This window comes from Martinezella lusitana, from assembly GCF_010668395.1.
GTDB classification, from domain to species: domain Bacteria; phylum Pseudomonadota; class Alphaproteobacteria; order Rhizobiales; family Rhizobiaceae; genus Rhizobium; species Rhizobium lusitanum_A.
The window spans coordinates 110,974-125,760 of sequence record NZ_WUEY01000013.1 but is presented as its reverse complement, the minus strand read 5'-3'; the positions used below and the strand labels follow the sequence as shown (position 1 = coordinate 125,760).

Sequence of the window (14,787 nt, the reverse complement as noted above, 5' to 3'; positions counted from 1 at the left end):
TACGTCGCCAGCGGCAGGTGGCCTCACCGCTGAGCACGGCACGTCGCCGTTGGCAGCCGGTCAATCGCTTCCAAAGGAGCAAGACGATGACGCTTCTCATCATAGCCTATCTCGGCGGCGCGCTGACGATCCTCAGTCCGTGTATCCTGCCCATCCTCCCCTTCGTCTTCGCCCGCGCCGGACAGCCCTTCGTCAGGAGCACGCTGCCTATGCTTGCGGGCATGGCGCTCACCTTCGCATGTGTCGCAACCCTTGCCGCGATCGGTGGCGCCTGGGCCATCCGCGCCAATGAATACGGCCGCCTCGCGGCAATCGTCCTGCTCGGGCTCTTCGGCCTGGGCCTGATTTCGCCGCGTATCGCCAGCGCCCTGTCCCGGCCGGCCGTCGATCTCGGCAACAATCTCCTGAACGCCGCCGGCGCGCATCGTGCGAGCGCAAGCGTCAAAAGCTCCTTCGTGCTCGGCATTGCGACCGGCCTGCTTTGGGCGCCCTGCGCCGGCCCGATCCTCGGGCTTGTGCTGACGGGCGCGGCGTTGAAGGGCGCCAACCTGCAGACGACGTTCCTGCTGCTGGCTTATGGCGCCGGTGCCGCGACCTCGCTCGCCGTCGCGCTGTTTGCCGGCGGCAGGATCTTTGCCGGCATGAAGCGATCTCTGGGCGTCAGCGAACGCATCCGCCAGCTCGCAGGCGCCGCTGTTCTCGCCGGCGTCGCAGCCATCGCCCTTGGCCTCGATACCGGCCTGCTCGCCCGCCTTTCCTATGCAAGCACCGGCTCCTTCGAGCAGGCATTGCTGGAAAAGCTGCACGCGAAAGCGCCAGGTCCGGAGACCGAAATTGCCAGCAACGGCGCAATGAAGATTGCCAGCGAAGCGGCACACCCGTTCCACAGCGATCTTCCGATCGAAGGCCCAGCCCCTTCCCTCGACGGCGCCGTCACATGGCTGAATTCCGAGCCGCTGACGTCAGCCGAGCTTCGCGGCAAGGTCGTGCTCGTCGATTTCTGGACCTATTCCTGCATCAACTGCATCCGCACCATACCCTATGTTCGCGCCTGGGCGGAAAAGTATAGGGATCGGGGCCTTGTCGTGATCGGCGTCCACGCTCCCGAATTCGCCTTCGAGAAGAATGTCGATAACGTCAGGAAGGCAATCGCCGACTTCAAGATCGGCTATCCCGTCGCGATCGACAACGACTATCGCATCTGGCGCGCCTTCGAGAACAACTACTGGCCCGCCCATTACCTGATCGATGCCAAGGGGCAGGTCCGCTACCAGCATTTCGGCGAAGGCAACTATCGCCAGACCGAACAGGCGATCCAGGATCTTCTACACGAGGCAGGCAGCGACATGGCCCAAAGCGGCCCGGTCGTTCCGGATGCAAAGGGTGCCGAAGCGAGCCCCGATCTCGGCCATATCCGCTCGGGCGAGACCTACGTCGGCTACAAACAGGCGACCGGCTTCGTCTCTCCCGAGGGCCTGAAGGCCGATACCCCTGCCAACTATTCGATTGCCAATCCCGACCTGAACCAATGGGGGCTGGCCGGAACATGGACCGTCGGCCCGGAACAGGCTTCGCTCGACACGGCAGGCGGCGGCATAAGCTATCGTTTCAGCGCCCGCGACCTGCATCTCGTCCTCGGGCCGTCCGCCGATGGAAAGCCGATCCGCTTCCAGGTGACGGTGGACGGAAAGGCCCCTGGCTCCAACCACGGCTCCGATACCGATGCCGCCGGAAACGGCGCCGTTACGGAAACCAGGCTCTACCAGCTCGTCCGCCAGTCCGGCGATGTCGCCGCACGCAACTTCGAGATCCGTTTCCTCGACCCCGGGGTACAGGCCTACGCCTTCACCTTCGGCTGAAATTCCCCTCTTACCCCACACAAGAACCAAACCCGACAGGAGTCATAGCTATGAACACGCGTTTTCTCTCCACCATCGCCCTTGGCCTTGCTGCAAGCACCATGGCGTTTGCGGCACACGCCGCCGAGATCAGGAATATCGTCATCGTCCACGGCGCGCTTGCCGACGGTTCGGGATGGCGCAAGACCAGCGAGATCCTCGAGAAGGACGGCTTCAAGGTCTCGATCGTTCAGGAGCCGATCACCTCGCTCGCCGACGATGTCGCCGCGACCAACCGCGTGCTCGACCTGCAGGACGGGCCGAGCCTGCTCGTCGGCCACAGCTACGGCGGCATGGTCATCACCGAGGCGGGAAACAGGCCCGATGTCGCCGGTCTCGTCTATGTCGCCGCGTTTCAGCCCGATAAGGGCGAAAGCCTGATCAGCCTCGCCAGCTCCAAGCCCGCCGGCGGCATGAACATCCGCGAAACAAAGGATGGCCAATACCTCTATCTGGATCCGGCAGCCTTCGCCGCCGACTTTGCCGCCGACCTGCCGAAGGACGAGGCCGATTTCCTGGCCAGATCGCAGGTGTTCGCTTCGAAGGCAGCCTTTACAGCCAAGGTCGGCGATCCGGCATGGCGGACGAAGACGAGCTGGGTCGTCGTTGCAAGCGATGACCGCTCCATCAATCCGGCCCTCGAGCGGGACATGGCAAAGCGCGCCGGCAGCGACGTGACCGAAATCAAGGCAAGCCACGCCGTCTTCGCCTCGCAGCCGGAAAAGGTCGCGGCCGTTATCGAAAAGGCAGCGAAAGACGCCGGCAAATAAGGGAAAACGGCGGCGGCCGCATGAATGGCCGCCGCCTGTTTCCTACACGGGATCGTAGCGGCTGACTTCGATCCCGGAGCCGACGGGCAACAGAACGGACGTGATGCCCGGCTTGGCGCGAACAGCCTCGCCGTAGCGCTTCACGTCCTCGTTGCCGGGCATGAACATGTTGTCGGCAACGATGATCGCGCCCGGATTGAGCTTCGGATAGAAGGCGTCCAGGCAGGGAATGTAGAGATCCTTCCACAGATCGACGAGGACGAAGTCGACGCCGATCGGAAGCGCCTTGATCATCTCGACAGCATCGCCGATCTGGAAGTCGATATGCTCCGACAACCCCGCCTTCCCGGCCATCTCCCGGGCAAACTCGGTCTTGTAGGCGTGCAGTTCCATGGAGATCAGCCTTCCGCCACTGGCGCGCGCGGCCTCCGCAAGCCAGATGCCGGAATAGCCGAAGGATGTACCGAGCTCCAGAATGGCGGGAGACGTCAGACTTTTCGCCAGAATATTGAGCAGCTGACCGGTTTCGGGCCCAACAGCCCTCAAGCGACGATCCTGGCCGCCATCGCGCCCGCCGGGCGGCATCTCTTTCGGCTTGCTATGCTCCTCGCGGATAAGTTCGTGATAGGCTTCAAGAACGGCTTCGATCTTCTCGTCCATGGCAAACTCACCTTCCAGGCAATCATCATGGGAATGTCCCAGGCGATATGGCTACATCGCGATATGGCGCGGCTCAAGCGCTATCCGGGAGCATGTCTGAAACTTGATCTTTTACCGGCGTTGTGCGGGACGCATTCTGCTCGCGAATAAGCTCGATCAGCGCGCGCAGCCGCGCGGGCATCTGGCGCCGCTGGGCAAAATAGAGGCTTAGTCCCGGATAGGGCGGGCTCCAATCCTCCAGCACCGAAATCAGATTGCCCGCAGCCATGTGATCGGCAACGGACGCTTCGCTGATATAGGCAAGCCCCGCCCCGTCGAGGGCGGCGTTCAGCATCAGGTCGGAGGCATCGAGAATGAGGCTTCCCGGTGCGTCGATGAGGATGGACTGACCATGCCGCTCGAATTCCCAGCGATAAAGCCTGCCGCTTGCCATGCGGGCTCGGATGCAGCGATGCTGCAGGAGATCGCCCGGAACAAGCGGGCGCGGCCTCTGGCGGAAGTAGGCGGGTGAGCCGACCACAAGCGAGCGTATGGTCGGAATGATCGGTACTGCGACCATATCCGTCGGCACGGCCTCGGCGAGGCGCACGCCGGCATCGAAGCCCTTGCCGATGACATCGACGAGGGCGTTATCGGTGACGATCTCGATCTCGACCTCCGGATAGCGCCGGCCATATTCGAGGATGAGCGGCTTGAGAAGCATGCGCGCGGCGCCGGGCGCCATGTTGAGCCGAAGCGTGCCCGACACCGAGCCGGAAGACATGCCGGCATTTTCGATGGCCCTGTCGAGCGCGGCAAGCGCCGGCACCACGTCCGCCACCAGCCGCTCGCCCGCATCCGAGAGTGTCACGCTGCGCGTCGTCCTGTTGAATATCCGCACGGAGAGGCGCTCCTCCAGCGCCGCAACCGCATGGCTGAGGGCGGACGACGACATGCCGAGCTCTCGTGCGGCCGCGCGAAAGCCGCCGTGACGCGCGACGGCCGCAATCGCCTCCAGCTCAGCCAGGCTTGCCTTCATTGCGCGATTTTCCTCATCAGACTGTGCAAACTTGTCCTTCTAGCCCGCGCAGATAGCGCATCTTACCTCTATCCGGAAGACAAAGGAGACGCCCATGCGCACCATAGACACCATCTACATCAACGGCAGCTTCGTTCAGCCCCATGGCAAGGAAGAAGCCGCTCTTTTCAACCCGGCCACCGAAGAGCAGATCGGCATCGTCCGCCTCGGCGACGAGCAGGACGTCGACAAGGCGGTAAGCGCAGCCAAGGCCGCATTCGCAATCCTGTCGCAAAGCTCCAAGGCCGAGCGTATCGCCATGCTGCATAGCCTGCACGATGCCGTGTCGGCTCGAGCCGCGGACCTGACCGACGCCATGCGCGAGGAATATGGCGCACCGGCATCCTTCATCGGCTTCTCGGTGCCGCATGCCGCCACGTCATTTCTCCATATGGCCAGCACGCTTGAAACCTATGAGTTCCGTCGCCGTATCGGCCACGCCGAAGTCGAGATGCGCCCCGCCGGCGTGGCAGCCGCAATCACGCCTTGGAACAGCAATTACGGCTTTATCTGCGGCAAGCTTGCCACAGCGATCGCGGCCGGCACGACCATGGTCGTCAAGCCCTCCGAAATGAGCGCGATCCAGACGCAGCTCCTCACCGAATGCCTGCACGCGGCCGGTCTGCCGAATGGCGTCTTCAACATCGTCAACGGCTATGGCCATGTGGTCGGCGCCGCGCTCAGCGCCCACCGCGATATCGCAAAGATCAGTTTTACCGGTTCGACAGTGACGGGACGGGCAATCCTTCAGGCCGCATCTGCGACCTTCAAGCGCGTAACGCTTGAACTCGGCGGCAAGAGCCCGAACGTCATTCTGGACGATGCCGATCTCGATACCGTCATACCCCAGGTCCTGGCGGCCGGCTTTGCCAATAGCGGTCAGGCCTGCATCGCCGGCACCCGCGTTCTCGCGCCCGAAAGCCGGCTGGCGGAAATCCATGATCGCCTTGCCGGCGCGGTAGCCACGCTCAAGGTGGGCGATGCAAGCGATCCCGAAGTCAGCATCGGCCCGATGGTCAGCCAGAAGCAATGGGATCGCGTGCAATCCTATATCCGTCTCGGCCAGGAGGAAGGCGCTCGGCTGATCATCGGCGGGGAAGGGCGTCCCGAAGGGCTCAATCGCGGCTGGTTCGTTCGCCCGACGATCTTCTCCGACGTCAGCAACGATATGAGGATCGCCCGCGAGGAGATTTTCGGCCCGGTACTGTGCGTCATTCCCTATCGCGATGAAGCGCACGCGCTCGAAATCGCCAATGATACGGTCTACGGCTTGCAGGCTTATGTCTTTTCCTCCGATCTCGCCCGGGCAAAGCGGGTCGCCGAACGGATCGACGCCGGCCGTGTCGTCATCAATGGCGCACCGCACGAGCCGCTGGCTCCCTTCGGCGGGTTCAAGCAATCGGGCATCGGCCGCGAATTCGGGACATATGGCCTGGAATCCTTCCTGGAGCCTCGCGCCGTCCTGAGCTGAGCAGCACCCGAAATTTCTCCTATCTTCATTATTGACCAATCATTCCAAAAAATCTAAAGATGCCTTCGCCGGCGGTTGTCGTTCCGACATTCGGATGCCAGCCGCCGGCAAAGTCGCGGTGACGCAATCCGGTCGCCCGGCATCCGTGGTGGTGATCGAATGGAGATGCAGCGATGAGCCTTGGAGAGAGTGAACGTAAAGCCGCCATCGTGTTCGGAGGATCCCGCGGCATCGGCGCGGCTATCGTCAAACGCTTGGCTCAGGATGGGTTTCAGGTTGCCCTGACCTATCTCTCCAGCCCGGACAGGGCGCAGCAGCTCGTCGAAGAGATCGGCGCGCTCGGCGGAAAAAGCATTGCGATCCGTGCCGACAGCGCCGACGCCAAGGAAGTCGACGCGGCCGTGACGCGGACGGTCGAGACCTTCGGCCGGCTCGATGTCGCCGTCGTGAATGCCGGCGTCCTGCGCATAGGCCCGGTCGACGCCGTCAGCATCGAGGATCTCGATCTTTCCCTTTCGATCAATGTGCGCGGCGTTTTCCTGGCCGTGCAGGCGGCGGCAAGACAAATGGCCGACGGAGGTCGTATCATCACCATCGGCAGCAACACCGCAATCAGAACCGGCTCCCCCGGCAGCAGTGTCTATGCGATGACCAAGGCGGCGGTCGCGGCCATGGCAAAGGGCGTTGCCCTCGATCTGGCGCCGCGGAGGATCACGGTGAACAATATCCAGCCCGGCCCGACCGAGACGGACATGACCTCGAGCATGATCGACCGCCTGAAGGACATCGTCCCGCTGCGGCGCGTTGGGCGCCCGGATGAAATCGCCGGCCTTGCCTCCTATCTCGCAGGCCCGCAATCAGGCTACATGACCGGGTCCAGCCTGACGATCGACGGCGGCTACGTGCTCTAGGTCCGTTGCTTCCCTGCCGGCGGTCACCAATCGACTATGCGATGCGATCAGGCGTAGCGGAAAAGGGCCAGCCGCATTCAGGTTCCCGTTAGGATCATGCTCTAGTTTTAGAGCAATTCTAATATGGGAGCCCTTATGCCCGCGAGATTCCGCTATTCCGTTCCACAACGCATCCTTCACTGGCTCGTGGCAATGCTGGTCTTCTTCAATCTCCTGTTTCCCGACGGGATGAATGCGTGGCGGCATCTGGTCCGTAACGGCCAGACGCCATCGCCGGCCAACATTGCGAGCGCCAACATTCACGCCTATGCCGGCATTGCGATCCTGCTGCTCGCCATCGTGCGCCTCGCCGTCAGGTTTTCATCCGACGCGCCCGCCATGCCGGCCGGTCAGCCCGCCTTCCTGCATTATATGGCGCGGGTGACACACGGCCTGCTCTATGTGCTGATCTTTGCGATGCCGCTTACGGGACTGGCGGCCTACTATCTCGGCATCGATACCGCTGCCTTCGTCCATGGCGGACCGATCAAATCCCTGCTCTGGATCGTCGTCGTCCTTCACATTCTCGGCGCGCTCGTTCAGCACTTCTATTTCCGATCGGACGTATTGCGCCGCATGACGATCGGCTAGAAACGGCCGTGCGTTTGGCGGCTAGGCCGATTGGCGGCCAAAATGCCTTTCGAAGGAGAACAGCGCCGTCGGCAACCGACTTCCCCCTTCAAGCGCCAAATCGGCCAGGATCTCGCCGACAACGCTGGTGAACTTGAAGCCGTGGCCGGAGCAAGCCGAAGACATGACCACGTTCGGCTGGCCCGGCACCGTGTCGATCAGAAAATCCTCGCTCGGCAGCATGGTATAGCGACAGGTCGTCGCCCGCACGCGAAACGACGCCGCATCCGGCAGGCGCTTGCGGGCAAAGCCGTCGAGCAAATCGGTATCCGTGTCGTTGACCGGCGGATTGGGCAGGGTGGGATCGATGGGTTCCCGGAAATGGGCGTGGCGGCCGATTTTCACGCCGTCGACGCCGATTGCCGGAAAGCCGAAATAGGAGCCTTCATCTCCCTCGTCACGCAGGAAGCAGGGCATGCGCTGCGGTTCCGCAACGAAACCGTCCTTCGGCTGATACCAGGCGACCACCTGCCGGATCGGCTGCGCATGCGCCTTCAGCTGCGGCACGAGCTCGGCAATCCATGCGCCGGTAGCAACGATCACCTTGCGGGCGCGATATCTGCCCGTGGTCGAAACGACGGTTACGCCCGTTTCGTCCGGATCGATGGAGACGACACGCTCACCGAAATGCAGGACCGCCCCATCTTCCGCCGCAAGCTTCAGATAGCCCATGATCGCAGCTTCGGGACGCACATAGCCACCCTGCGGATCGAGCAGGCCGATTTCGCCCTCTTCCAGCGCAAAAGCGGGGAAACGGCGCTTCATGGCATCCCGGTCGAGGATCTCATGCGGCAATCCATGCATGTCACACGAGGCGCGCGTGCCGCTGACGATCTTGCTGTCGGATGCCCCGATCTGCAGAACGCCTGTCACCGTCAGGATCTCGGCGCGCAGCCTCGCCTCCAGCGAGCGCCAATTGTGATAGGCCCGCTTCAGCAGGGGTACGTAGGATGGATCCTCGAAGTAGCCGAGGCGGATCAGGCGGCTGTCGCCGTGCGAGGAGCTGAGGGCATGCGCCGGGAAATGGGCCTCGATCCCGATTGCCTTTGCGCCGCGGGCCGCGGCAAAGGACACAGCGGCACTTCCCATCGCGCCGAGCCCAATGACGGCAACGTCGAATTCCGCAGACATATTATGCTCCAGTTTCATTGTCGGCCGGCGGCGCGACATCCGCGATCATGGCCCGCAAGGCTTCGATATCCGCATTCAAGGGCCGGTCGTCGCCATAAAGGGGCACGCGTGAGCGAACCGCCGCGTAGACGCGTTCCGTTCCCCGCGCCCGCGCTCCCTTGGAGACGAGGAAGTCCTGCGCCTGCGCCGCCGCCATCAGCTCGATTGCCAGGATATATTCGGCATTGTCGAGGATCGCGAGCAGCTTGCCGGCTGCCGCCGTCGGATGGGCGAGAAAATCCTCCTGAAGGCCGGAGGTCAGACCGCCGTCAAGCGATGCGGGAGCGGCGAGCCGCCTATTGTCATTGCTCAGCGCCGCAGCCGTATACTGCGCGATCATGAAGCCGGAATGGCTACCGGCATCGCTTGCCAGGAAAGGCGGCAAGCCGCTGACCAGCGGATTGACGAGACGATCCATCCGACGCTCGCTCATGGCTGATATCTGGGCAATCGCAATCGCCAGACTGTCGGCCGCCTGGCCAAGAGCGGGTGCAACCGCATGGGCTTCGGAGGAGACGACCGGCAGCTCGGGCGTGCCCGAGACGGCAGGGTTGTCCGTTACCGAGGCCAGTTCCTGATCGACGATGCGAGCCGTCTGCTCGAAGACATCCCACGCGGCGCCATGAGCATGGGGAACCGATCTCAGGCTCAGCGCATCCTGCGTCCGCCGCCCGAGGGCTGCGGCGACAAGACCGCTTCCCTGCAGCCGGCTGCGCAATCTGCGCCCGACCTTGGCGATGCCGGCCGACGGGCGGAGCGCCAATACGCTCTCATCGAATGCCGCCATCTGGCAACCGGCGGCCTCGAGCGTCAACGCGGCGATGGCGTCGGCCCAGTCCAGCAGGCGTTCGGCACGAGAAACCGCAAGCGCCGATAGTCCAGTGGCGCAGGCCGTGCCATTGACGAGGCTCAAGCCTTCCTTGGCGCCGAGCACCAGAGGGGTCAAGCCGATCGCCGCAAGCGCCTCGGCGCCGCTCATGGATACGCCCCTCACGGTCGCCCGTCCCTCGCCGATCAGCACCAGGGCGCTGTGGGCATTATGGGTGAGATAGCCGGCGGACCCCTTGGAGGGGACTTCCGGAATGCAACCATGCTCGAGAAATGCCGCCAGATGCCGGATGACTTCGGGCCGCACACCGGAATGGCCATGGGCGAAATTGGCGATCTGTGCCGCGATGATGGAGCGCACCTCGCGCACCGGCAAAAGCGGGCCGACGCCGCAGGCGTGGCTGAGGATGATGTTGCGCGAGAGCCGGCTCTGGGATTGGCGATCGACCACCGTATCGGACAAGGCACCGACCCCGGTATTGACGCCATAGGCGCGCACGCCGGTTTCAACGATACGCTCGACGATGCGGCTTGCTTCGGCAACACGCTCCCACGCCGCATCGGATAGAGCCAAAGGCTCCCCGGCACCGATGCGCGCAACCTCGCGCCAGGATAAAGGCCTATCGATCGTGACGGTCATTGCCCGTTTCCGAAATGACCGATGAACTGACGGAAGGCAGGCGAAGCGCCGCCGCCGAACATCTCGTCCGGCGTGCCGGTGCTTTCAACGAGCCCTTCCTTCATGAAGACGACGCGATTGGAGACATTGCGCGCAAAGCTCATTTCGTGCGTAACGACGAGCATGGTCATGCCTTCTTCGGCAAGCGCGCGCATGACACGCAACACTTCGCCGACAAGTTCAGGATCGAGCGCCGAGGTCGGCTCGTCGAACAGCATGACCTTCGGCTTCATGGCAAGGGCGCGGGCGATGGCCGCACGCTGCTGCTGGCCGCCGGAGAGATGCGCGGGATAGGCGTGGCGCTTGTCGGCAATGCCGACCTTTTCCAGAAGCGTCTCGGCCTCGGCGATGCACTCGGCGCGCGGGCGCTTCAGGACATGGACCGGTCCCTCGATCACATTCTGCAGGATCGTCATGTGGGACCAGAGATTGAAGCTCTGGAACACCATGCCGAGTTCGGAGCGGATATGATCCACCTGCTTGTGGCTCGCCGGGCGGCTTTTGCCATTCTTGTGGATCATTCGGATCTGCTCGCCATCCACCCAGATCTCGCCATCCGTGGCGATCTCGAGGAGGTTGATGCAGCGAAGAAACGTCGATTTGCCCGAGCCGGAGGCGCCAAGCAGCGAAATCACATCGCCGTCCTGGGCATCGAGCGATATACCGCGAAGCACTTCATGATTGCCGAAGCTCTTGCGGATGTTGCGGACTGAAAGTCGGGTGACACCTGGCATGATTTGCCTGCTCCAGTAAGCTTTAGGCCTTCAACGCCGGCGGAATGGCGCGGCGATGGCGGGACAAGGAATATTCCAGCAGGGCCATGGCCTGCAGAATGACGAAATTCAGCACGAGGTAAATGATCGCGGCACAGAGAAAGACCTCCATCGTGCGATAGGTCTGCGAGATCAGACGCTGGGCGACGCCGGTGACTTCCCAGACCGTGACGAGGCTCGCAAGCGCGGTCGATTTCATCATCAGGACGATCTCGGTCGAATAGGCCGGCAGGGCGTGCCTGAAGGCGATCGGCGCGATGATGCGGCGCACGAGCAGGAAGCCGGACATGCCGATCGAACGCGCCGCCTCGATCTCCTTCGGCGAAACGGCGCGGATGCCGCCACGGAAGATCTCGGCCGAATAGCCGGCGGTGCAGAGCGCCAGCGACAGGATCGCGCAGACGACCGGCTCTCGCAGGAACGGCCAGAGGAACGAGTAGCGAATGATCGAGAACTGCGCCAATCCATAGAAGATCAGGAACATCTGGATCAACAGCGGAGAGCCGCGGAAGACGAAGATGTAGCCCTTGGCGAAGCCGGACAGGATCGGATTGCCGCTGACGCGCATGGCGACGATGACGAGCGCCAGAAGGCCGCCGCAGACGATGGACAAGAAGAACAGCAGAAGCGTCGTCGGCACGGCCTTCAGCAGGGTAATCATCGTGCTCGAAAGAAAGTCGATATCCATGTCTTCTTCCTCAAGCCTGGCCGATCGTCGCAGCCGGCATGCTCCGGTTGGCGCGTCGTTCGGCCCTGTTGAACACGCGATCCGACAGGCTGGTCAGGATCAGATAGAGCAAACCGCCGACAATGAAGAAGAGGAAATACTGGCGGGTCGAGCCGGCGGCGACCTGGCTGGTGCGCATCAATTCGGCAAGGCCGGTCACCGAGATCAAAGCCGAATCCTTGAGGCTGAGCTGCCAGACATTGCCGAGGCCGGGAATGGCGAAGCGCAGGACCTGCGGGATGATGATGCGGCGCAGGCGCAGGCCGCGATGCATGCCGATCGCCGACGCGGCTTCAAGCTCGCCCTTGGAAATGGCGAGATAGGCGCCGCGGAAGACCTCCGCCTGGTAGGCGCCGGAAATAATACCGACGGCGAGCGCACCGGCAGCGAAGGACGGCAGGCCGAGAAAGCCGTCATAGCCGAGCCATTTGCCCACTGACGTCATCGCCGACGAACCGCCGAAATAGATCAGATAGATGATCAGCAGTTCGGGGACGCCCCGAAAAACGGTCGTATAGATATTGCCGATCGTTTTCAGCACCAGACTTCCGGAGAGCTTGGCGAACGCGACGATCGCGCCCAGCACGGCCCCGATGGCCAAAGCCGTTGCCGTGACGGCAAGTGTCATCAAGGTGGCGACGAGCAGAAGCGCGCCCCACCCGTTCGAGCCGAAGCCCAGCAATTGCAAGGTTGCCATAGATCCAATCCCTGTCCGTGGCAGTTTCACGCGTCAGGATATCACACGGTCTCCAGCAGCAAAGCCGGAGACCGGTGACCGCGACCTTCAGGTCGCGACAATCATTCAGGGCTGACGTCGACCTTGAACCACTTCATCGACAGGGTCTTGATGGTGCCGTCGGCAAGTGCCGACTTGATCGCCTCGTTGAGCTTGTCGCGCAGATCGGTATCGGCCTGGCGAATGCCGAGACCTTCGCCTTCGCCCCAGATGGAGCCGGCGATTTCCGGACCGGTGAAGGCAAGCGAGTCGTTTGCGCTGGCAAAGGCATTGGTGAAGTAGACGGCATCGTCGAAGCCGAGATCGATACGGCCGTTCTGGAGATCCAGATCGCGGTCTGCACCGGTCTTGTACTCGCGGATCGTGGCGATCGAGCCGAAATTGTCATAGACGAACTTGGCATAGACCGTGGCGGCCTGGATGCCGATGGTCTTGCCCTTGAAGGCTTCCTTGAGGGCATCGATTTCCTTGACGCCGGTCTGGCCGGGCGTCATCTTGATCGTGGCTCCGGTGCCGGCGGCATTGGCAAGCGGGCTATCCTTGGCGGTTGCGAAGGCGGCCGGCGTGGCGGCGTAAGGAATGGTAAAGCCGATGACCTGCTTGCGCTCGTCGGTGATCGACAGCGCATCCATGATCACATCGAACTTGCCGGCGTTGAGCGCCGGGATCATGCCGTCCCAATCGGAAGCGACAAGCTTGCAGTCGATCTTGGCGCGCTCGCACAGAACCTTGGCGAGTTCCGGTTCGAAGCCGCCGAGAGAGCCGTCGGCATTCGTCATGTTCCAGGGCGCGTAAGCACCTTCCAGGGTGATCGTCGCCGTCTTCCAGTCCTTGGCGACAGCCGGAGCCGCGAAAGCGGCGGTAGCCATGACACCTGACAAGAGAATTGCACTGAATTTCATTGTGTAGAGCTCCTCTGAGGTTGAAACAGGCCTTGCGGCACTTCCTACCGATCTCCGCCGGCTTGCTCGCTTTCCCAATTTATTTTTAGGATTGATTGCGAGGTTGTATAGGGTACCATATGAGATAATTTATGATATGCAAGTGGGAAAGTTGTTTTCGAGGCAGATTCAGTTCGTGCAAAGGGAATAGACAATGAAGCGTTCCGGCGAGATGAAACACGCACTGGCGGAAAATGACGCCGCGCCCCTCTATGCCGGCGTCAAGCAGATGATACTCGACCGCATTCACAGTGGCGAGTGGCCTCCCAAACATAGGGTTCCGTCGGAAAACGAACTGATCGTCGAACTCGGCGTCAGCAAAATGACGGCCAATCGCGCCCTGCGAGAACTCGCCAACGAAGGCGAATTGGTCCGCATCCAGGGCGTCGGCTCCTTCGTTGCCGAGCGCAAGGGCGCGTCGGCCCTGTTTGAGGTGCGCAACATCGCCGAAGAGATCGCCGAGCGCGGTCATTCCCACCAGGCAACCGTGATCGTGCTGGCGCGAGAGGCGGCGGCGCCGGAAGTTGCCGACGCGTTGGAACTCGATATCGGCTCGCCGGTTTTCCATTCGCTGATCGTGCATAGCGAGAATGGCGTTCCCGTGCAGATCGAGGATCGGCATGTGCATCCCGACGCCGCGCCCGACTATCTGGAGCAGGACTTCACGGACATGACCCCGAACGCCTATCTTTCGTCGGTCGCGCCCCTCAGCGGCTCGGAACATGTGGTCGAGGCGGTCATGCCGCAAGCCTGGGAATGCAAGCTGCTGACCATCCTGAAGACCGAACCCTGCCTGACGATCCGGCGGCGCACATGGTCGGCGCGCCGCGTCGTTTCCACGGCCCGGCTGGTCTATCCCGGAAATCGCTATCGCCTGGAAAGCCAAAGCGGCAAGTCTTCTGATCGTTAGTTGTATATGGAAGATCACTCTTCTGAGCGAATGCGGTGAAGGGTGCGTGTTTTGAGCACTCCGCGCGTTCGCCGCAGGGACGGAAGCTACGACGCCTGATGCATCAGTTCCATGAACACCGCGCCCAAAAGCAGGCCGGAAACGGTGGCCAGCACTTTCAGGATGGCGCGCTCGATCCGCAGACACTTCTGCGGCAGGACCAGCGCAAGCGATTCACTCGCCGCGGCGACCGATATGCACACCAGGGCGACGACGCGACGGTCATCCGGGTAAGCCATCACGAACAGGAAGCCCAGGAGACCAAACGGAACCACGCTGTCGATACTTGCCAGCGCCATGAACTGATACCGCGTCGTGACCGGGACGACGGTGGTCACGACGACCAGTCCGAGGACGGTCCAGGCAAGAGCGTGAGCGAGCAGAGCGAGTTCCATGCGAAATCATAACAACATATGGAACGGGTTTTCAAGCGCGGCACCGCATCCCAGCGCGCCCGGCCGGAACAGGAATACAGGCAATACTGCGAGCCGCGCCGCTCGCCATATGGACGGCTTTCTTGCGGGAACATGCCGCGAAGAGCACGTCAG

General features: G+C 62.4%; 15 protein-coding genes. 6 read left to right on the top strand and 9 right to left on the bottom strand.

The features are described from left to right. The first annotated feature begins 86 nt into the window (after window positions 1-86). Both GR212_RS24340 and GR212_RS24335 read left to right on the top strand, forming a co-directional pair. Window positions 87-1,859 (top strand): cytochrome c biogenesis protein DipZ, encoded by a 1,773-nt coding sequence (locus tag GR212_RS24340; protein ID WP_163990354.1) that lies wholly within the window; start codon window positions 87-89, stop codon window positions 1,857-1,859. A 50-nt stretch (window positions 1,860-1,909) separates the two neighbouring features. After that, window positions 1,910-2,668 (top strand): alpha/beta fold hydrolase, encoded by a 759-nt coding sequence (locus tag GR212_RS24335; RefSeq protein ID WP_163990352.1) that lies wholly within the window; start codon window positions 1,910-1,912, stop codon window positions 2,666-2,668. 42 nt (window positions 2,669-2,710) lie between these two features. On the opposite strand, the gene GR212_RS24330 is transcribed toward GR212_RS24335, so the two are convergent. Continuing rightward, the gene (locus GR212_RS24330) at window positions 2,711-3,328 is read right to left on the bottom strand and encodes an O-methyltransferase (RefSeq protein ID WP_163990350.1); all 618 of its coding nucleotides are present in this window, start codon (window positions 3,326-3,328) and stop codon (window positions 2,711-2,713) included. Between the two features lie 73 nt (window positions 3,329-3,401). Beyond that, window positions 3,402-4,346, bottom strand: a complete 945-nt coding sequence (locus GR212_RS24325) for a LysR family transcriptional regulator (protein WP_163990348.1) — start codon at window positions 4,344-4,346, stop codon at window positions 3,402-3,404. Window positions 4,347-4,440: 94 nt separating this feature from the next. Between GR212_RS24325 and GR212_RS24320 the strand changes: the two genes are divergently transcribed. From GR212_RS24320 to GR212_RS24310, 3 genes are all read left to right on the top strand, one after another. Further along, a complete protein-coding gene (locus tag GR212_RS24320; protein ID WP_163990346.1) occupies window positions 4,441-5,856 on the top strand; it encodes an aldehyde dehydrogenase family protein in 1,416 nt (471 codons plus the stop codon). Window positions 5,857-6,029: 173 nt separating this feature from the next. Beyond that, a complete protein-coding gene (locus GR212_RS24315; protein WP_204326734.1) occupies window positions 6,030-6,767 on the top strand; it encodes a 3-oxoacyl-ACP reductase family protein in 738 nt (245 codons plus the stop codon). Window positions 6,768-6,902: 135 nt separating this feature from the next. Continuing rightward, complete coding sequence (locus tag GR212_RS24310) at window positions 6,903-7,397, top strand: cytochrome b (protein WP_163990344.1); 495 nt, start codon at window positions 6,903-6,905, stop codon at window positions 7,395-7,397. Window positions 7,398-7,418: 21 nt separating this feature from the next. Here the strand turns inward: GR212_RS24310 and solA are convergent, their stop codons facing one another. From solA to GR212_RS24280, 6 genes are all read right to left on the bottom strand, one after another. Next, complete coding sequence (gene solA / locus GR212_RS24305; protein ID WP_163990342.1) at window positions 7,419-8,567, bottom strand: N-methyl-L-tryptophan oxidase; 1,149 nt, start codon at window positions 8,565-8,567, stop codon at window positions 7,419-7,421. A 1-nt stretch (window position 8,568) separates the two neighbouring features. Beyond that, window positions 8,569-10,074 (bottom strand): HAL/PAL/TAL family ammonia-lyase, encoded by a 1,506-nt coding sequence (locus tag GR212_RS24300; protein WP_163990340.1) that lies wholly within the window; start codon window positions 10,072-10,074, stop codon window positions 8,569-8,571. Next, window positions 10,071-10,847, bottom strand: a complete 777-nt coding sequence (locus GR212_RS24295) for an ABC transporter ATP-binding protein (protein WP_163990338.1) — start codon at window positions 10,845-10,847, stop codon at window positions 10,071-10,073. The genes GR212_RS24300 and GR212_RS24295 overlap by 4 nt, the downstream gene beginning before the upstream one ends. A 22-nt stretch (window positions 10,848-10,869) precedes the next feature. Next, window positions 10,870-11,574: an ABC transporter permease gene (locus tag GR212_RS24290; RefSeq protein ID WP_163990336.1), complete on the bottom strand. Its 705-nt coding sequence runs from the start codon at window positions 11,572-11,574 to the stop codon at window positions 10,870-10,872. Between the two features lie 10 nt (window positions 11,575-11,584). Beyond that, window positions 11,585-12,310, bottom strand: coding sequence for an ABC transporter permease (locus GR212_RS24285; RefSeq protein ID WP_163990334.1), 726 nt, complete (start codon window positions 12,308-12,310; stop codon window positions 11,585-11,587). Between the two features lie 101 nt (window positions 12,311-12,411). Continuing rightward, complete coding sequence (locus GR212_RS24280) at window positions 12,412-13,251, bottom strand: transporter substrate-binding domain-containing protein (RefSeq protein WP_163990332.1); 840 nt, start codon at window positions 13,249-13,251, stop codon at window positions 12,412-12,414. A gap of 193 nt (window positions 13,252-13,444) precedes the next feature. On the opposite strand from GR212_RS24280, the gene hutC reads away from it, so the two are divergent. Beyond that, window positions 13,445-14,200, top strand: coding sequence for a histidine utilization repressor (gene hutC / locus GR212_RS24275; protein WP_163990330.1), 756 nt, complete (start codon window positions 13,445-13,447; stop codon window positions 14,198-14,200). 86 nt (window positions 14,201-14,286) lie between these two features. On the opposite strand, the gene GR212_RS24270 is transcribed toward hutC, so the two are convergent. After that, on the bottom strand, window positions 14,287-14,634 hold the full coding sequence (locus GR212_RS24270) for a hypothetical protein (protein ID WP_163990327.1): 348 nt from the start codon (window positions 14,632-14,634) through the stop codon (window positions 14,287-14,289). Between the last annotated feature and the right edge of the window lie 153 nt (window positions 14,635-14,787).